The sequence below is a fragment of the Parageobacillus caldoxylosilyticus NBRC 107762 genome (assembly GCF_000632715.1).
Lineage (GTDB): Bacteria > Bacillota > Bacilli > Bacillales > Anoxybacillaceae > Saccharococcus > Saccharococcus caldoxylosilyticus.
Genome location: NZ_BAWO01000065.1, coordinates 1 through 19,954 on the forward strand (window position 1 = coordinate 1; position 19,954 = coordinate 19,954).

At 41.3% G+C, this 19,954-nt stretch carries 15 protein-coding genes; 3 read left to right on the forward strand and 12 right to left on the reverse strand.

Features of this window, described 5'->3' with window-relative positions; genetic code table 11:
* Positions 1-356 precede the first annotated feature (356 nt).
* Complete coding sequence (locus tag GCA01S_RS16275) at positions 357-638, forward strand: hypothetical protein (RefSeq protein ID WP_017436737.1); 282 nt, start codon at positions 357-359, stop codon at positions 636-638.
* Positions 639-719: 81 nt separating this feature from the next.
* Positions 720-1,163, forward strand: a complete 444-nt coding sequence (locus GCA01S_RS16280; protein ID WP_042411508.1) for an Hsp20/alpha crystallin family protein — start codon at positions 720-722, stop codon at positions 1,161-1,163.
* Positions 1,164-1,180: 17 nt separating this feature from the next.
* Here the strand turns inward: GCA01S_RS16280 and GCA01S_RS16285 are convergent, their stop codons facing one another.
* From GCA01S_RS16285 to GCA01S_RS16325, 9 genes are all read right to left on the reverse strand, one after another.
* Positions 1,181-2,206, reverse strand: a complete 1,026-nt coding sequence (locus tag GCA01S_RS16285) for a LacI family DNA-binding transcriptional regulator (RefSeq protein ID WP_042411510.1) — start codon at positions 2,204-2,206, stop codon at positions 1,181-1,183.
* Between the two features lie 28 nt (positions 2,207-2,234).
* Entirely contained in the window at positions 2,235-3,794 is a 1,560-nt protein-coding gene (galT, locus tag GCA01S_RS16290) for a UDP-glucose--hexose-1-phosphate uridylyltransferase (RefSeq protein WP_174407508.1), read from the reverse strand.
* Entirely contained in the window at positions 3,755-4,741 is a 987-nt protein-coding gene (gene galE, locus GCA01S_RS16295; RefSeq protein WP_042411515.1) for a UDP-glucose 4-epimerase GalE, read from the reverse strand. Before galE ends, galT begins: the two co-directional genes overlap by 40 nt.
* Entirely contained in the window at positions 4,738-5,922 is a 1,185-nt protein-coding gene (locus tag GCA01S_RS16300) for a galactokinase (RefSeq protein ID WP_042411517.1), read from the reverse strand. Before GCA01S_RS16300 ends, galE begins: the two co-directional genes overlap by 4 nt.
* Before the next feature lie 360 nt (positions 5,923-6,282).
* Positions 6,283-9,465 (reverse strand): glycoside hydrolase family 2 TIM barrel-domain containing protein, encoded by a 3,183-nt coding sequence (locus GCA01S_RS16305; protein ID WP_042411520.1) that lies wholly within the window; start codon positions 9,463-9,465, stop codon positions 6,283-6,285.
* 31 nt (positions 9,466-9,496) lie between these two features.
* A complete protein-coding gene (locus GCA01S_RS16310) occupies positions 9,497-10,327 on the reverse strand; it encodes a carbohydrate ABC transporter permease (RefSeq protein ID WP_017436730.1) in 831 nt (276 codons plus the stop codon).
* 1 nt (position 10,328) lies between these two features.
* On the reverse strand, positions 10,329-11,261 hold the full coding sequence (locus tag GCA01S_RS16315; protein ID WP_081804209.1) for a carbohydrate ABC transporter permease: 933 nt from the start codon (positions 11,259-11,261) through the stop codon (positions 10,329-10,331).
* 48 nt (positions 11,262-11,309) lie between these two features.
* Positions 11,310-12,623, reverse strand: coding sequence for an ABC transporter substrate-binding protein (locus GCA01S_RS16320; RefSeq protein WP_017436728.1), 1,314 nt, complete (start codon positions 12,621-12,623; stop codon positions 11,310-11,312).
* A 266-nt stretch (positions 12,624-12,889) separates the two neighbouring features.
* Complete coding sequence (locus GCA01S_RS16325; protein WP_042411523.1) at positions 12,890-14,908, reverse strand: beta-galactosidase; 2,019 nt, start codon at positions 14,906-14,908, stop codon at positions 12,890-12,892.
* A 318-nt stretch (positions 14,909-15,226) separates the two neighbouring features.
* On the opposite strand from GCA01S_RS16325, the gene GCA01S_RS16330 reads away from it, so the two are divergent.
* Positions 15,227-16,009: an EcsC family protein gene (locus tag GCA01S_RS16330; protein ID WP_017436726.1), complete on the forward strand. Its 783-nt coding sequence runs from the start codon at positions 15,227-15,229 to the stop codon at positions 16,007-16,009.
* A 28-nt stretch (positions 16,010-16,037) separates the two neighbouring features.
* On the opposite strand, the gene GCA01S_RS16335 is transcribed toward GCA01S_RS16330, so the two are convergent.
* From GCA01S_RS16335 to GCA01S_RS16345, 3 genes are read right to left on the reverse strand one after another with little or no spacing between them, the layout of a single operon-like run.
* On the reverse strand, positions 16,038-18,227 hold the full coding sequence (locus tag GCA01S_RS16335) for an alpha-galactosidase (protein ID WP_042411526.1): 2,190 nt from the start codon (positions 18,225-18,227) through the stop codon (positions 16,038-16,040).
* 40 nt (positions 18,228-18,267) lie between these two features.
* Positions 18,268-19,083, reverse strand: coding sequence for a carbohydrate ABC transporter permease (locus GCA01S_RS16340; protein ID WP_042411529.1), 816 nt, complete (start codon positions 19,081-19,083; stop codon positions 18,268-18,270).
* On the reverse strand, positions 19,080-19,919 hold the full coding sequence (locus GCA01S_RS16345; RefSeq protein ID WP_174407509.1) for a carbohydrate ABC transporter permease: 840 nt from the start codon (positions 19,917-19,919) through the stop codon (positions 19,080-19,082). The genes GCA01S_RS16340 and GCA01S_RS16345 overlap by 4 nt, the downstream gene beginning before the upstream one ends.
* Between the last annotated feature and the right edge of the window lie 35 nt (positions 19,920-19,954).

Sequence of the window (19,954 nt, forward strand, 5' to 3'; positions counted from 1 at the left end):
AAAGTTTCATCCGTCTGACAATCATATTATAACTAAATATTCAAGATTGTCAATAATCATTTACTTTTAATTAACATCTAATTAACATCGCAACAATATCGTCGCGACATAATTAATTATACTCAAATTTTATTATTTGTCAATAATTTTTTAACTCATCTGAGCTTAAGCAACTTTGTCTTTTTCAAGCGACGTATTTCATTTTATTAACCCACTTATGCTTTGTCAATATATTTTTATTTTCCGCCGCCATTTTCTACATTATCTACATTAATAATAACGTATATTATAATAATCGTCGAAACCTTTTCCCCAATCATTAATCCGTTGGGTATAAAGAAAGGAGTACATATATTATGGAATATTCTTTCTCCTCGTTGATCGAAACATACCGCCGCTTATGGATGAACCGTTCTTTGACGACGGAAACATTGAATGAACAGGAAAGCAAAACACTTCTTTACGAAACGATCGCCAAAGAACTGCGCGATGAAATGACCCATCCGCGCACACGTCAGTCTGCGGAAGTAAAATTTTATTATGCCGTCAAAAGAATTATGAATTCCGATTTGTCCGATCATGAAAAATTATCTTTAATTCATATTTATATCAACGTAATGGAACAATTAAAGCAATAACGCTTTTTGCATAAAACAGCACCTCCTGAAGCACACTATCTGATGGCAAATCATCTTCACCATCAAAGGAGGACACTGCTAATGACTTTGATTCCTTATGACCCATTTCGCCATTTAGAAACGATGCGCAGAGACATTAGCCGATTTTTCTCAACCGATTTCCCTTCTCTCTTCACCCATATGGACGACCATATCGGGATGCCGCGCATGGATATGCATGAAACAGAAAACGAATATGTCGTATCGTGCGATCTTCCTGGTCTAGAGAAAAAAGAAGACGTACACATCGATGTAAACAACAATATTTTAACGATTAGCGGCACCATTCAACGAGATCAAAACATTAGAGAAGAACAAATGCATCGCCGCGAACGTTTCTTCGGGCGTTTCCAACGTTCTATTACACTGCCGTCGGATGCAGCGACTGACAATATTAGAGCCACCTATAAAAACGGCGTGCTCGACATTCATATTCCAAAAACAGCATCAAGTCCAAAAAAACGCGTCGATATCGAATTTCATTGATGCAAAAAGGGAGCTGGTCATTTTTCGCCGCTCCCTTTTAAACGGGCTTGACTGCTTTCCCGCACGATTAGCTCTGTCGGTACCACTACTTTTTTACAAATGGTCCGCTTCGTTGTCAAGCGTTCCACTAACAACTCTACCGCCGTCTCCCCCATAAACTCTGTATATACTTTTACCGTTGTTAATGGCGGGTGGATAAATGCCGCCGTCGGAATATCATTGAACCCGACAAGGGATATATCGCGAGGGACGGAAATGTGCGCTTCATGGAGCGCGCGCAGCGCCCCAATCGCCATTGAATCGCTGGCGATGAAAAACGCGGTTGGAAGGTCGTTGCTCGAAATGGCTTGTTTCATTAATCGATAGCCGTCTTCGGCGGTAAAGCTGCCTGTCCATACATATCGTGAATCATACAGTCCTTTTAAGTATAAATATTCATAAAATGTTGCCTCGCGTTCATCGTGAATCGGCATTTCGCCGTCTACATATTCCCGTCCGCCAATATAACCGATTTTTTGATGTCCTAGTTCAAGCAGGTAGTCTAACACCGTAATCGTCGACTTGCGTAAGTCGATGACGACAGAGTCAAATTTCCGCTCGTTCGGCGAGCAGTCGACAAAGACGATATGTTCGGTGCTGGAAGCAAACGCGTTGACATCTTTCGGTCCAAATTTTCCGACGGCGATAATGCCGTCTAAATGTTCCATCCGTTCCGTTAGGTAGGAGCCGTTTTGCTTAAATAGCTTTACTAATTCGATTCCGCGTTCAAAACATTCTTTTTCAACTCCTAAGCGAATCGCCATGTAATACGGATCATCCATTTCTTGCCGTTCGGAGTACCAATGAACGAGCCCGAAACGAAACGATTCCTTCGGCTGCTGGCTGCGTTCCCGCAGCGTTTTATAGTTTAGCTGCTGGGCTACTTCAAAAATGCGTTTTCTCGTTTCATCCGACACCGACAAGGTGGTGTCATAATTAAGCACGCGCGACACCGTCGCCACTGACACTCCCACTTTTTCCGCAATTTCTTTTAATGTCGCCATTGGTTAAAACAGATCCCTTCCTTCCTGATCATGACAACTTCTCCTGTACTTTCCGCAAAAAGGTGCGAAATGCCTGTTTTCCTTTCTCATTGCGTTTAAACACGCCGGCATGTTCTAGGACGGTGATAAAACGCTGTCCTACTTCTTGCTGCAAAATATCCGATACATTTTCTTCTGTAATATTCGGATAAGCGGCATGGATTTGCTCATACCAATTCCAATGTTTTAAAAGCGTTTCGTCCCACTCATCTTTTTTCGTATTTCGGACAAGATATGTCGCCAATGCATCTAATTCGCCGGCCAGCCTTCCCGGAAGCACGGCAAGCCCCATCACTTCAATTAAGCCGATATTTTCTTTTTTAATATGATGCAATTCTTCATGAGGATGAAAAATGCCGTATGGATGTTCACGTGATGTTCGATTGTTGCGCAACACGATATCCATTTCAAACAAATCGCCACGGCGTCTTGCGATGGGGGTGACCGTATTATGCGGAACATCGCCGCTGTTGGCATAGATGTCGACGCTTGGGTCGCTATACGTCCGCCACGTTTCGTAAATGCAATCCGCTGCTTCAAGCACTTCTTCTTTTTTGCCGCACAGGCGGATTACTGACATCGGCCAGCGCACAATCCCTGCTGTCAATGATGGAAAAGATGAAAACGAGATGTATTCTTCGATTTCGGCTTTTTCCATCGCAAACGTATAGTTTCCGCCTTGAAAATGATCGTGCGCTAAAATCGAACCACCGACAATCGGCAAATCGGCGTTCGAACCGATAAAATAGTGCGGAAACTTTTCGATAAAATCAAGTAAGCGCGCGAACGTTTTCCGTTCCATTTTCATTGGCACATGCTCGGCATGGAACACAATGCAATGTTCGTTGTAATAAACATACGGAGAATATTGGAAATACCATGTCTCGTCCAATAACGTAATCGGAATGACGCGGTGATTCGAGCGAGCCGGATGATGCCACGTCCCTTCGTATCCTTCATTTTCTTTGCATAACAAGCACTGCGGATACGAAGATGTCGGAGCGTCTTTTAACTTGGCGATTTCTTTTGGATCTTTCTCTGGTTTCGATAAATTGATCGTAATATCGAGCTCCCCATACGCCGTTTTCACTTTCCAGTGTTTATTTTTCGCAATCCGCGCTGTTTGAATGTAATTGGACGCTTTGCTTAAGGAATAAAACCAGTCGGTTGCCAGTTTCGGTTCTTTATTATATTTGGCATAAAATTCACGGATTACTTCGGATGGACGCGGCATTAAACAGTTCATCAGCTTGGCGTCCCATATATCCCGCTCCGTCATTGTATTCGTTTCCAAAAGACCATGTTCATACGCCCAATCTAAAATCGTCTCTAAGATCGGAGAAGGAGAGGCAAAGGACGTGTCCTTTACCTCGACTGGCTTCCACTCCGTCAGCCGCAGCGCCGCCAGCAGGCGATTGCGCGCGTAAACAATATCTTCGCGATGAAGCAGGCCGCTTTTTACCCCGTATTGGACCAGCTGTTCTACCGCCGTCAAAATGTCCGCCACCGTCACGCACCTCGATATCCGTATGGTTTCGCTTGATGCCATTCCCATGCGGAAGCGACAATATCGATAATCGATGTGTATTTTGGTTCCCAGCCGAGCTCGCGTTTGGCTTTTTCCGCGGATGCGACAAGCTTCGCCGGATCGCCCGGGCGCCGCGCCATAACGCGCGCCGGGATCGGATGACCGGTAACTTTCCGTGCCGCTTCGATCACTTCTTTAACAGTAAAGCCGTTGCCGTTTCCTAAATTGTACACGTTGCTTTCCGCACCGCTCCGCAGCTTTTCCACCGCTAGAATGTGGGCGTCAACGAGATCGAGCACGTGAATATAGTCGCGAATGCAAGTGCCGTCATGGGTATCGTAATCATCGCCAAAAATATGAATCTCATCACGCTGGCCGAGAGGCACTTTTAAAATTAATGGAATGAGATGGGTTTCCGCGTCATGATCTTCACCGATCAACGTGCCGTAAGCGCCGGCGACGTTAAAATAACGCAGCGAAATATAGCGGATTCCGTAAGCGCGGTCGACCCATTTCATCATTTTTTCCATCGCCAATTTCGTTTCTCCATATGTGTTGGTTGGCATCGTCGGGTCCGTTTCTACAATCGGAATTTGCTTCGGCTCTCCATACACTGCCGCTGTAGAGGAAAATACGATTTGTTTCACGCCGAACTCGTTCATGATTTCCAGCAATACTTGCGTACCGTACACGTTATTATCGTAATATTTGAGCGGCTCTTGCATGCTTTCGCCGACAAGGGAGTTGGCGGCGAAATGAATCACCGTATCGATCTCATGCTTACGAAATACGTCGCGCAAAAACGCGCGGTCGCGAATATCGCCTTGATAAAAGACTGCTTCTGGATGAACGGCCTCGCGATGCCCTGTTTGCAAATTATCGACAACAATTACTTTTTCCCCCTTTTCGATCAAGCGATATACGGCATGGCTGCCGATATAACCCGCGCCGCCGCAGACAAGAATCATACGCTCCACTCCCTTTCTTCTGTAATTTCTTTTGCTCCGTCACCGATTTTTACGACATAAAAACTAGCTTCATAGCCAATTTTCCCCGCATATTCTTTCCCTACTTGTTCAATAAAAGAAGGAATGAACTCATCTTTGACGATGTTTACGGTACAACCGCCAAAGCCGGCCCCTGTCATGCGGGCGCCGATCGTTCCTTCATGCTTCCACGCCGCTTCGACAAGCGCATCTAGTTCCACCCCTGTCACTTCATAGTCATCGCGCAGCGAAATGTGTGATTGTTTCATTAACTCGCCAAAGCGCGACAAATCTCCCTTTTCCAACGCAGCCGCTGCCTCTATCGTCCGTTCGTTTTCCGTCACGGCATGGCGGGCGCGCTTTTGTTCAAGCGGGGAAAGAAGATGCTTATACTCTTCCAGCTGCTCGCTTGTCAAATCACCCAGTGAGGCAATGTTTGTATGTTTCTGCAATTTCGCCAAAGCTGCCTCGCACGTCGCCCGCCGTTCGTTATACGCCGAATCGGCCAGACCGCGCTTTTTGTTTGTATTGGCGATGACAATCGAACAATCGTTCATCGAAACGGGCAAATAGCGGTACTCTAATGTTTGGCAGTTTAGTAGCATTGCATGATTTCGCTTTCCCATTCCAACGGCAAACTGATCCATAATGCCGCAATTGACGCCAACATATTCATTTTCTACTTTTTGACTCAATTTCACAAGTTCAAGCATATCGATATGCTGTGCGAATAGTTCATTAAGCATGACCGCCGTTACCAGCTCGATGGAAGCGGACGACGATAATCCGGCGCCGTTTGGGATCGTCCCGTAATACAAAATATCGAGTCCCGTCTCGATCGGGCAAAACGACTGAAACGCAGCAATAATTCCCTTCGGATAGTTCGCCCACCCATGCTTATCTTGATAAGATAGATCATCATAAGACACCGTAATGATCCCTGTTTCTGGAAAGTTTTTTGAGTAAAAGCGAATAAACGGATTGGCTGTTTTACGTACGAGCGCATATGTGCCGATTTCCAAGGCGCATGGCAGCACATGCCCGCCGTTATAGTCGGTATGCTCGCCGATTAAGTTGACGCGGCCGGGGGCGAAGAAAGTACGAATTTGTTCTTTCCCTTCACCAAATAGTTCCTTAAATGTCTGTATCAAACTTGTAATCATAATGAGTCCTCCTAAAAACACATTGCCCTTTATGGTAAATATTTTAGTATAAATTTCAGTAAAATAAAACAATAAATTTTAGTAAAAAGCTGATGAATGCATGGGATAATCTTCAATAAAAAGATTTTCCATCATAGATTATTCATTTTTTACAAAGTTCCCCCTATTTCCAAAGCAATTGGAAACCTTAATAATTTTTCCAGAGCAATTTTTCTATGTATATCAATTTCTGAAAATTGAGTAATATATGATCTTGTATCATCGATTGATACTATAAAAAGAGCTGGGTTATAGTGAATCGACTTAACCCATGCTCTTCGAAATTGAAACTAAAATGAATTATCTCCTGCTAAAATTTAATTAAAATGAATTCGAAGAAGTTTCATATACAGTGAATTTACTTGCTCCTATAGGTGATAACTGATCCTTCGAGTATGGTTTCAACCGAATTTGGAAACGAAAAGGTGCCGTTTTCAGCTTATACTTTTCAAGAACATCAGGACCGCAACTTGCTGATCCGAGACCATGTTGTTTATAATCAAGATTAAAGTAGATTGTATCTTGTTTAACTAAATCATATGTGTGTCGAGCATCCTCCAAATTTTTAATAGAATACACATGAACACTGAAATCTATCACAGGCATTCCTACAGCTAAAATTCCAATGCCGCGTTTGTCTGTTAATGACACCCATCTTACCTCATGACGGTTTCCATTTTCTTGAGGATATACGTAAGGCGTATAGAGTTCTTCGACTTGTCCTGACCAAATACCAAACCGATTGGCCAATTTACTATCGACATATGCTTCACCCGGTCCTCTTCCATACCATGATATTTGATCCAAATAAATTGGAAGTTTCATATTTAAACCAATTCTTGGCAAAGTTTCAGGGATATCTCCTTCTGGTGTTCCATCAACACTTAAGATCATATCACCGCTTCCATGGATGGCATAATGATAATTTGTCACAATCCCCCACGCCAACCCCGGTGGTGCCACACGGGCTTTAACAAATACATCAGCTTTTTTACCATCCGAAGATAACCTATAACCTACTTCATCTATACGATGCTGCATCCAATGCAATCTATATTTTTTCCACTCTTCTACAGAACTTACTAATTTCCAACCGCCGTTGGAAAGTCTATCGTTATCTGTAGGCGCTCTCCAAACATTTAATCGAGGTCCTTCTTTTAACAACTGAATTCCTTCATATACCCAAGATTCAATTATGCCATACAGTTTGTTAAAGGAAATAGTAAATGAATCACCAGAAATAACAAGTAGATGTCTATCATCTTGAATACTCAAAGGGTACATAACTGGCTTATAGTCTGCTGAGGTTATAGCGATCACCGGCAATTTGTATTGAGCCCATGCAACTTCATGTCCAGCTTGCGCCCACACCATATCTTCTGCAAGAAGAAATTTGATGTTTAACCAATATTCAGTATCAAAAAAAATCTTTGTTGGTAAGGAATAAGGAATCTTAATATACCCTGTCTTACCTGCAGCCAATTTAGGGACTGGTAATTTCCCTTTATCGATTACTTTACCATCTGCAACAACGGACCATACAATAACAAGATGATCGAGAGAGATAAAATCATAACGGTTAGTCAGTTTCAACTCTCCCTTGGCTAAGTCAATAGCTTCTACTTTAACAGGCTCAATTACTTTTTTATACTCCAACAAAGCTGGAGATGGTCGCCGATCTGGATAGACTAATCCATCAATAACAAAATTGGAATCGTGGGGAGTTTCACCAAAATCTCCACCATATGCAAAAAATTCCTTTCCATCCTCTGTTGTTTGACGAATACCATGATCGCACCATTCCCAAACAAACCCACCTTGCAATCTACTATACTTATAAAAAATTTCCCAGTATTCTTTAAATCCCCCAGGACCATTCCCCATAGCGTGGGCGTACTCACAAAGAATATGTGGCTTTGATAAATCTGTACGTTCTCCAAGGATTCTTAATATATCAACAGGTGTATACATAGTTGTAAATACATCAGAACAAATGGGTTCCCTTACTGGATTTTGGTTGTTCTCAATCATGATCTCCCTGCATTCTCCTTCGTAATGAATCGGTCTAGTCGGGTCATACGCTCTAACCCACTCAACCATAGCCACATGATTGGACCCAAACCCAGATTCATTTCCCAATGACCACATTATAATAGAAGGATGATTTTTATCACGTATAACCATGCGTTTCATTCTGTCAACATATGCCTCTTTCCATGTAGCATCATTGCTGATTTGATTGATATTTTTAATAGTAGCAAATCCATGGCATTCGAGATCAGCTTCGTCGATCACATATAACCCATAGATATCGCATAACTCGTAAAAACGCGGGTCATTTGGATAATGTGATGTACGTACCGCGTTAATATTATGCTGTTTCATCAATTTAATATCTTTAATCATCGATTCTAGTGACACAGCACGACCAAGGTCGGGATCATGTTCATGACGGTTTACGCCTTTAAGCATAATCGGAACACCATTGACAAGTAAAAGTCCATCTTTAATTTCGACAGAACGAAAACCTATTTTTGTAGGAATCACCTCCATTGTTTCTCCATTTTCATCTTTTAATATCAGTAGCAGATGATATAAGTACGGGTATTCCGCTGACCATTTTTTCGGGTTTTCAACCGGAATTTCAATAGTTTGCTTTATCTCAGCCCCTCCGGAGATCACTAATTTATCAATCACTGTCCTATTTACTACAGGTTGATAGGATGCATCTAATAACTGAATATCAAGAAAATAACCGGAAGTAACTGTATCTAAACTATTTGTAATATGTACATCCAATTGAAGAGTAGCGTTGTAATAGTTCTCATCTAAATTAGTTCGCACAAAGAAGTCTCTAATGTAAACATGGGGTCTAGCAAGCAGATAAACATCTCGGAAGATGCCACTTAACCACCACATATCCTGATCCTCTATATAACTTGCATCAGACCACTGATAGACCCGGACAGCGACTATATTTTTTCCTTCGCGTATAAATGGAGTAATATTAAATTCACTTGGAAGCCGGCTGCCTTGACTATACCCCACTTCCTGACCATTAATCCAAACATGAAAAGCACTGTCAACACCTTCAAAACGGAGAAAGATTTGTTGATCCATCCACTCCTTTGGAATATAAAATTCACGACGATAGGATCCTGTTGGATTTTCACTAGGAATATGTGGAGGATCTATTGGAAATGGATATTGTACATTGGTATAATGGGGTTTGCCATAACCTTTCATTTGCCAGTTAGACGGTACCTGAAGTTCATCCCAATCACTTGTATCAAAAAATTCTTGGTAAAAATTTGTAGGAGATAATTGTGGATGTTCAGCATAATGAAATTTCCATATGCCATTTAACAATTTGAATTCGTGCGAATAGCCTCTTTCATAAGTTAAAGCCAAGTTTTCATTTTTATACGGAATATAATATGATCGTTCTGGTAAACGATTTTTATGTAGCACACCTAAATTTCTCCAGTTTTGATCCCCAGTCATGCCAATACCTCCTCTACATATAATTAGTTGCCTATCCCTTCATAGATCCACTAAAAATACCTGAAACAAAATGTTTTTGGAATAGAAGAAACAGTATTATCATCGGAATCAATCCTAAAACGGCACCTACCATAACAGGGCCGTATTGAACGACCTGTCCCGGCTGTACCATCATGGCTAACATGAGTGGCAATGTATACATTTCTCTTGAGTTGATAACAGTCAATGGCCAAATAAAGTTTCCCCACTGATGCATAAAGGTCACGATACCAAGTGCCGCACAAGCAGGTTTCATCGTTGGTAATACAATTTTAAAAAAAATACCTAAGTCTTTACATCCATCGATACGGGCAGCTTCAATTAATTCTGTGGGAAAGGACAACATTTGCTGTCTCATCATGAACACACCAAACGGTGTGACTAGAAAAGGAAGGATCAACGCGTAATATGTGTCTGTCCAACCAAAGTTCATCATTTGGATAAACATAGGAACAAGCATTACTTGGGTCGGTACCATCATGACTAATAAAACAACAGAAAACAGGAGATTTCGTCCTTTAAATCGATATTTAGCAAAAGCGAAACCAGCCAATGCCGAAAAAAGTACAGTTGTGACTGTTGTAATACCAGAAACAAAAACACTATTAAATAAGGCTTTCCAGATCGGCCATCCATTTTCCAATTTTTCTAAATTCACAAAAAAGTTATCTCCCGGCACTAACGTAGGAGGAACTTTAAAAATTTGGGCTTCTTTTAACGTTGACGCCGTAAACATCCAATAAAATGGAAATACCGAAACGGTACCACCTACAAGAGCTAGGATATACAATAATAATTTGTGAAATTCTTTTTTTTTATTCATATTAAACCTCCCCTCCCTTAGACAACCGAATTTGTAAATAGGACAAAATACCAATAATGGTTGTTAATACATAGGCGCCAGCCGAAGCTAAACCGAAATCAAAGGAACTGAATGCTTTATCATATAAATATAAAATAATAGTTGTTGTCTCATGTCTTGGTCCACCGTCTGTTAAAACGAATGGTTCAGCAAACAGCTGCAAAGTGCCAATGGTCGATAGGATACAACAAAACAATAGAACTGGTCTAAGCATCGGCATGGTAATCTTAAAAAACTGAGTGATCTTACCTGCACCATCGATACTTGCCGACTCATATAAATCTTTTGGAATATTTTGAAGACCAGAAAGAATAATTACAGCATTATAACCTGTCCAACGCCAGGTCAATGCAATGATAATCAATAATTTTGCCCAAAACTCATCTGAAATCCACTTAATGGGTTCAATTTTAAATAAACCAAGAAATTGATTAATCATACCATAGTTTTCATTAAAAATGAGTGAGAACACGAGAGAATAAGTAACTAAATCGATCAATACTGGAAGAAAAAAAGCAAGTCGAAAGACACCTTTAAATTTCAAGGAGTTAGAGTTTAGTACAGTAGCCAGTATAGTCGCTAATATAAGCATTAGCGGCACCTGAACAACTAATATCAATCCAGTAATACCTAATGATTTCCAAAATAACGGATCAACAAAAAATTTCTTATAATTTTCTAATCCTACAAAAGTGACTGTCCCCGCTCTCCACTCACTAAAACTAAGCACTAGTGAGTAGATTAAAGGATATAGCATGAAAATAACAAACAAAATGAAAAAAGGAGAAATAAAAATATAGGGAATCAGATTTACGAAAAAATCCTTTATATCCTTTTTGCTCCTAATCTGAAGACTGGGTTCTTGGCCATAATTTGTTTTTTGAACGAATGGCATGTTTGTCACCTCCAACACTCCCCCATGGCTTTCCATGGGGGATTATTCTTATTTAGCTATATCTAATCCTGTATCCCTGGCTGCTCTCTGTTCTGCTTTTTTCAGTGCTTTAGCAATGTCGTCATCTTTAGATATTACTGCTCCCAATGCATCAATTATGGCATTGTTAATATCCATATAATGTGCACCGTAATCTAGTGGTGGAATATTAGTTGATAATTTACCAAAGAATTCTGATAGGGAAACCCCAAAGTATTCATCAACTGCTTTGAACTGTTCAGTTTGATAATAAGGTTTCCACGAAGGGAATAAGCCATACTTCATCTGTATGTCTTGTCCTTCATTTGTCATTAGAGCAAACTCAATAAACTTCCAAGCCAATTTTTGATTCTTGGATTGGGTAGAAATAGCGAGTACAGACCCTCCCATATGCGCTTGATTTGGCCCACCTTCCTCAAACGCAGGCATCGGCATTAGTCCCCATAATCCTTTTTGATCTGCTGCTTGAGTTTTGATAGTACCGGCATACCAGACTGGATATACAATGGCGGCAACCTTATTATTAACAAAGGCACGGATTCTATCGTCCCAGGTCGGAGCATCCATAACTAATCCTTCATCAACTAATCTCTTATACATTTCGATGGCTTTAATGTTCTCTTTAGTTACAAATTTAATTTTCCCATCTTTATCGTAATACTGTGCCCCTAATTCGTTCATTAACATTCTATACATGTCGGCAATGTCGTCACTACTTAAACCAAGTGCAAGCATTTTGACGCCATCATTTGCATCCTGTATTTTCTTTCCGGCTTCAATAAACTTGTCCCATGTAGTAATAGACTTAGGATCAACTCCCGCCTTCTTGAAGAAATCTTTACGATAGTAAACTCCGACAGGCCCAAGATCCCAAGGAAGTGCGTATATATGCCCGTCTTTTTTTGCCAGGTTCATAGCTACTTCCACAAACTCATCTTCCTTACCATTTAGCAATTTTGTCAAATCGACAAATTGATTTGGAAACCTTTCTAAGAAGTTCGGAAAGTCTCTTTGCTGAATTTGAATCACATCAGGGGCTCCTTTGCCAGCCGTTAATGGTGGAATAATTTTGTTATAGTCGCTGGTTACGTATTCAATCTTTACCTTCGTTTCAGGATACTTCTCCATAAATTTTTTTGCAGTTTCCGTTAAGGAGTCTGCAGCAAGGTTCCAAGATGCGACAGTTATTTCTCCAGAAACTTCATCCCCACTAGATGATGATTGTCCTAGTTCTTTTTGAGACGTTTGTTTACTGTTACAAGCACTCAACAAAAAAACAAAGATAGTAACTATTAAAAAACTAGACATCAACTTGTTTTTCATAAAATATTCCTCCTGCATATTAATAAGCGAAATTTTTTAGAAAATATGACAGGTTGCTTCTCACATAGATGAATTGATTTATACTACTAGCTATGATCGGTAGAAACTATAGATTTTTTTATCTCAAGAGGTGCCTATCCCTCACCCCCTTTTTATTTCTTACAAATAAAACAGAAGCAATTACCTAGTTTATTGACGTTTTCATGCTATATCTTTACCCTTTATGCAGTTTTTACTTTTACATTTACATTGGCTAAAACCACCTACTAAATCCGTCTGACTTCTTTTAACACTGCAACATCAATCCCTTGTACAACTAACTGATTAATCTGCAAACGCTTTCCATTAAGTACATCTTGATACAATCTGTCCGCCGGTAAGGACAGTTGAACTTCATGAGAATTATGATTAACAATAATTAAATATCGTTCTTTCTCAGTATATCTTTGCTGTACCTCCACATTTTCAGGCACCTTCAGGGGAGGATTAATGTTGTGTTCAGTTAGGACATATTCTAGAAGCCGGCCTAAGTATTTTGAATCCGGAGAAGTACCGATATAGATACTTTCACCTCTCCCAAAAAAGTGACGAGTAACCGCAGGGCTTCCCGCATACCAATCTTCCCCATAGACCGCTAAAGGTTCAGCACCTTCCAAATGGATTATATCGGTCCATGTTGTACACTCGTACTCTTCTCCCTCCACTCGGATTTTGTTTGTTTGTCCCTCAGGATAAGGCACGAATTCCTCTACACAAATCCCTAAAATATCACGTAGTGGAGCAGGGTATCCACCGAGATGAATATGGTCATTTTCGTCTACAATCCCGCTAAAAAAGGTAACAATTAAAGTGCCTCCATTAGCGACAAATCGCCTCAAATTTTCATCTTCTCCTTCTTTAACCATATATAGAAGGGGTGCAATAACCACTTTATATTTCGATAAATCATCTACAGGTCTGATAAAGTCAACGGCAATATTACGTTTATACAACTCCCGATAATATGATTCTACTAATGAAATATAACTCAACTTATTATGTGGCTTTGATCCTAGTTCAACAGCCCACCAGTTTTCCCAATCAAAAATGATTGCAATTTCCGCTTTAATCCTAGAGCCTATCAAACAGTCCAATTTTTTTAATTCCCGACCTAACTTCTTAACTTCCCTGTAAACTCTACTGTTTTCGCTTGAAGAGTGCGGAACCATCGCACCGTGAAATTTCTCAGCACCCGCGCGACTCTGCCGCCATTGAAAAAACATAATACCGTCTGCACCCCGACCAATAGTTGCATAACTCCAAAGCCGCATTACACCAGGGGGCTTTGGAACGTTAATATCACGCCAATTGACATGCGAAGTTACCTGTTCCATAAGGAGAAAAGGTTGTCCTTGACGTAAACTACGCATTAGATCATTCATCATAGCATGTTGAATTGGCAAACGTTCCCTTGGGTCAGGGTATGAATCCCATGTCACAATATCCACTTCTTGTGCCCATTGGAAATAGTTTAGCGGTTTAAACGAGGCCATAAAGTTAGTGGAGAGAGGAATATTTGGTGTCACCTCGCGTAAAACCTCTTTCTCCGCTAAAAACAAACTGAAAATAGAATCATTCATAAAACGGTAATAGTCAAGCTCTTGAGATGGATTAACAAAGGTAGGCGTTTTCCTTGGTGGATTAATTTCATCCCAATCGTTATACCTTTGTCCCCAGAAACTAGTCCCCCAACGATTATTCAATTCATCAATCGTTTTATATCTTGCTTTCAGCCATTTCCTAAACGCAATGGCGCAGTTTTCACAAAAGCATCTAGAAGTATGACAGGCATACTCATTATTAACATGCCACATTTTGAGTGCAGGATGGTTTTTATAACGTTGTGCTATAGCTCGCGCAAGTTTCTTTATATGTACAACTAGTTGAGGGTGATTGGGACAGTAATGTTGCCTGCTACCAAAAGAAAGACGAGTGCCGTTCTCATCAACCGGTAAAGAATCTGGATATTTCTTTACAAACCAGGCGGGAGTAGTTGCCGTTGCAGTTCCTAAATTGATATAGACACCATGGCTATATAATATATCAATTACCTTATCTAGCCATTCAAAATTAAATACCCCTTCGCAAGGTTCGATCTCTCCCCAACTGAAAATGCCTAATGAAACTAAATTTACACCAGCTTTCTGCATTAATTTAGCATCTTCACGCCAAATTTCTTCCGGCCACTGTTCTGGATTGTAGTCCCCTCCATAACATATCGAAGGCAAAATACTAACATACTTCAATGTACAAGCCCCCCTAACAAAATTAACTGTATTTGAATGCTTTTTAATTTATATTCCATTTACCCCCATTTCAAAATTTAATATATATTCAGAAAATAGTCAATATCAAATTTTTACTAAAAAAAACTTATATATTACTTAAATTATTACTAAAAAGAGGTAAAGGGTATGATAACACAGAAAAATACGATCTTCTTAATATTATTGTTCGTAAATAGTAGCTGAAAAATAGTATCACATCGAGCAGGCACGTATAATAAATATATAGTTGATCACATTCTAATAACAAACATTATAAATAAAATTTGGAGGATAATAATGGAAACAAGCCAAACATTAAAACAAGAACTACAAACCATCACCCGCTGGGAACAAGACCAAAAAGACTTATGGTTTTGGGAAAAGCTCGGCCGGCTGCCGTTTAAAGTGCTCGATAAGCTTACGCCAAACTTTGTACATAAAAAAGTCGGGCAGCTGCTTGATGAGCTTGGCAGCTATATTCAAAGCGGCGGGCAATATTTAGTGAAAGAAGAAAAGATACTGGAGAGGCTGGGCGTCCCATCGTTAGAACAAGTAGCGCAGTTGCCGCTTGCGACCATGGACCGCGTTTGTGATGAGCTGATTGACGCGCGCGTGACGTTTGCTCAAATTCAAGGAGCAACGACAGGCGTCGGCGGCGCGTTGACGCTGGCGATCGATATTCCTGCCCTTCTCGGCCTTGCGTTAAAAACGCTGCAGGAAATCGCCATCGTCTATGGTTACAATCCGAAGGAGAAAAAAGAGCGAATTTTTATTGTGAAATGTTTGCAATTCGCCTCCTCCGATATTGTCGGCAAAAAGGCGATTCTCGATCAGCTCACATCGTTTTCCAACCATCACCAGCAAGTCTTTTCTCAGCTTCAAGGCTGGCGCGAAGTCATGATGACGTTTCGCGATCAATACGGCTGGAAAAAGCTGTTTCAATTCGTCCCGATCGTTGGCATTGTTTTTGGTGCCATGTTTAACAAAGCGTTTATCGAGGACATTGCCGAAACGGGAAAAATGCTCTATCGGAAGCGGCGCATTTTGGAAAAGCTCTCCCAACTAGAAGCCGGTGCCTAGCCACATGCTAGACACCGGTCTTTTTTCCTTAATGAGCTGCTTTTAACCGCCAAATGACGCTAATGAAGTCGCCGCGGCGCTGCGGCACATTTAACCCTGCATGCATCAGTTCATCGCCGCCATACACTTCGCCGCTGCCAATGATTTCGTAATCTTTATTTGGATCCAGTCCTTTTAATCGTATGAACGACAGCGGCGCATTCGCTTCCACCAGCACGCGGAAATAGGCGACCAATGCTTCTGATCGGTCCTCGGATACGAACATCCATGCCGCCTCATTGCCTTCAAACGGGCTGAGTATCCGGTAAAACGTTCCGAATTGGACAAGACGGCGGATTTCTTTGTAAAATGCCACTTGTTCTTTTACTTTTTGTTTTTCTTCCTCACTTAGTTTTGTTAAATCGAGCTCATAGCCAAAGTTTCCCGACATCGCCACATGGCCGCGCATTTCCAACGATGTAATGCGGTGAACTTGGTGGTTCGGCACCGCCGACACGTGCGCGCCCATCGCGCTGATTGGGTAAACAAGGCTGGTGCCATATTGGATTTTTAAGCGGGAAACCGCGTCCGTATTGTCACTCGTCCACGTTTGCGGCATGTAGTACAGCATGCCCGGGTCAAACCGGCCTCCGCCGCCCGAGCAGCTCTCAAACAGAACATGCGGAAAACGGGACGTTATTTCTTCCATGACGCGGTACAACCCCAGCATGTAGCGGTGAGCCGTTTCGCGCTGCCGTTCCGGCGGCAGGGCGGCAGAACCGATTTCCGTCATATGACGGTTCATATCCCATTTTACATAGGAAATCGGCGCGCTTGCTAGCACGTCGGAAATCACTTGAATGATATAGTCGCACACTTCTTTGCGGGAATAGTCTAATACAAGCTGATTTCTCCCTTCCGAACGCGGGCGGTTTGGCACATGAAGACACCAGTCTGGATGCTTCCGATACAGCTCGCTGTCGACGGAAACCATTTCCGGTTCCACCCATAGACCAAACTGCATGCCCATTTGGTTAATGCTTTTTGCCAGCCCTTCTAGCCCATTTGGCAGCTTCTGTTTATTGACGAACCAATCTCCTAATGAACTGCGATCATTATCGCGTTTGCCAAACCAACCGTCATCGAGCACAAATAGCTCAATTCCTAATTCCGCCGCTGTTTTCGCAAGGTGCAAAATTTTTTCTTCATTAAAATGAAAATACGTCGCTTCCCAGTTATTAATGAGAATCGGACGTTCGCGGTCGCGGAACGCTCCGCGCGCCAGACGGGTGCGGTACAGCTGATGATAAGTTTGTGACATTCCGTTTAATCCTTTATCCGAATACACCATCACCACTTCCGGCGTCTGGAACGACTCGCCCGGTTCTAACAGCCACGTAAAATCAAATGGATTTATTCCCATGGATACACGCGTCGTCTGGAATTGGTCGACTTCGACTTGGGCGAGGAAATTGCCGCTGTAAACAAGGCTAAAGCCGTATACTTCTCCTACATCTTCATTGGCATGTTTTCTCAGCAGGGCGATAAATGGATTTTGCTGGTGGCTGCTGGCGCCGCGGCGGCTTTCTACCGACTGTATGCCGGTGACAAGCGGCCGCCTTTCCACCGCTCGCTCCCGCGCCCACGCTCCCGGGAGATGCAGCCATTCATAGTCAGAATGCGGGAAATCTACATTCATGCTTAACGCCCGCAACAGCTTGATCCGTTCCGCACCGTGGTTTTCAAAGCGGGCAGAACGGGTTATCACATTCCACCGTTCATATACCGTATAAAGCAGCGTAACGTTTAGTCCGATCACACGGTCTTCCAATACGATTTCTAACGTTTCCGCCTCATTTTCGTTTTCCACATAAGTAGCCGGCAGCCCTTCTAACTTCGGCTTTCCTTTATAAATGCGATGCGTTTTGTAGCGCAAATCCGAGATCGTTGACCCGTTTTCCAATTGCACTTGATACGCCGGTGCGCGAAAATCCGTATTGCCATATGCCGGATATTCTTGCGGCAGCGTATCTAAAGAAAACGCGCGGTCGGATGGATCGGGATTAGGGGAGAACGGACGGTCAAAAAATTGGAATCTTCTTGATCCATTTGCACTTCTAATCTTTTTTCCCCAATAAAGATGGGCTAAATACCCTGAGCGAACGAGCTGCATCACATAGCTTGTGTCGCTTGCTTGTAGATGAAAGGTTTTGGTTACATGATTGTATATAATTCCCATATTCATTCTCCTTCTCTATTTTCTAAAATGGAATATAGTCTTATCCTTTTACAGCCCCAGATGATAGTCCACTAATAAAGTATTTTTGCAGGAATAAATATAAGATAATGATCGGCAATGAACTTAGTAGCGACCCTGCAGCAACCCACCCAACGTTGTTCACATATTGTGAAAAGAAAGAAGAAAGAGCTACGGTAAGCGTATGCGATTCAGAGCTTTGCAGGAAGAATACAGAAAATTGATAGTCATTCCATACATTGACACCCGTTAAAATCATTACCGTTACAGTAACTGGTTTTAATAAAGGCATAATGATACGGAAAAATAACGAAAATCTACTCATCCCATCGATCATTGCTGCCTCGTCTAATTCTCGTGGAATCGTATTGATGAACCCGGTAAATAGAAAAATCGTAATCGGCAAATTAAACGTCACATGCAGTAAAATAATCGCCCACGGTTGATTTAATCCACCGATATCTACAATAAATTTATAAAGAGGAACGAGAATAGTAAGCGGCGGAACAATCATAGCCGAGATAAAAAACACGAACATAAATCTATTGAAGCGAGTTTTATACCTCGCCAGCGGATAGGAAGCACATGCCCCTAAAAACACTACTAAAAGAACCGAAATTGCCGTAATCAGAATGTTATTGACAAAAGCCTGTCCAAGGTTTGCTTCTTTCCACGCATTGATAAAATTATCAAGATATAATGTAGCTGGGGGAAGCCATTTTGAACTTGTATCGTCTACTGGTTTGAAGGAAACAGTTATCAGTAAATAAAAAGGAATAAGATGGATGATACTAATCACCATCGTTAAAAGGAGCAACGCTTTTTTGCTTTTTTTCATCCGGCGATCTCCTTTCTTCTTAAATAAATTAATGCTGTAATACTAATGACCGAAATCAGCACAAACATCAAATTGCCAAGCGCAGCAGCATAACCTGCGTCCATACTTGCAAAATAGTATTTATACATCACTGTCGATAATGATTGGGATGCGTAGCCTGGACCGCCTTTTGTCAATGAAATAATCACATCAAAAAGCTTTAAACCTCCAACTAAATTCAACACAATATTGATAGTGATCGATGGCATCAACATTGGAAGTGTTACATGCTTAAACCGCTGCCATGATGAAGCACCGTCAATTTGTGCTGCCTCATAAAAATCCCTTGGAATCGTTTGTAATCCGGCCAAGTAAATGACCATTGCGATTCCTAAATATTGATACGTATTGACAAACATAATAATCCAAACATTCCATTGAGGGTCCGCTAATATATTCAACGGCGTATTACGGAATAAAAGAATTATATCGTTCAACGCCCCTCCATCATACTGAAAGAAGAAATACCAAATATACCCCATGATAAGCGGGCTTATAATTACTGGTAAATAAATGATGGTGCGAGTAATTCCCCTTGTTTTCATTTCCCGATTGAGTAAAAGAGCATATGCTAACCCGATTATGTTTTGAAATAATGTACTCCCGATTCCGTAAATAAGCGTATTCTTAATAATCGTTCCAATATTGGGATCATGCAACATTCGTTTATAGTTATCCAAACCTATCCAATCATATGTTTGTGAAAAACCGTCCCAATTGGTAAAGGAAATTTGTAATCCCTTAAAGAAAGGATAAAAAATAAATACGATAAATAACAGTAAAGCAGGAAGATACATCACGTTTAACCAAACTGTCGAGGATATCTTTTTCC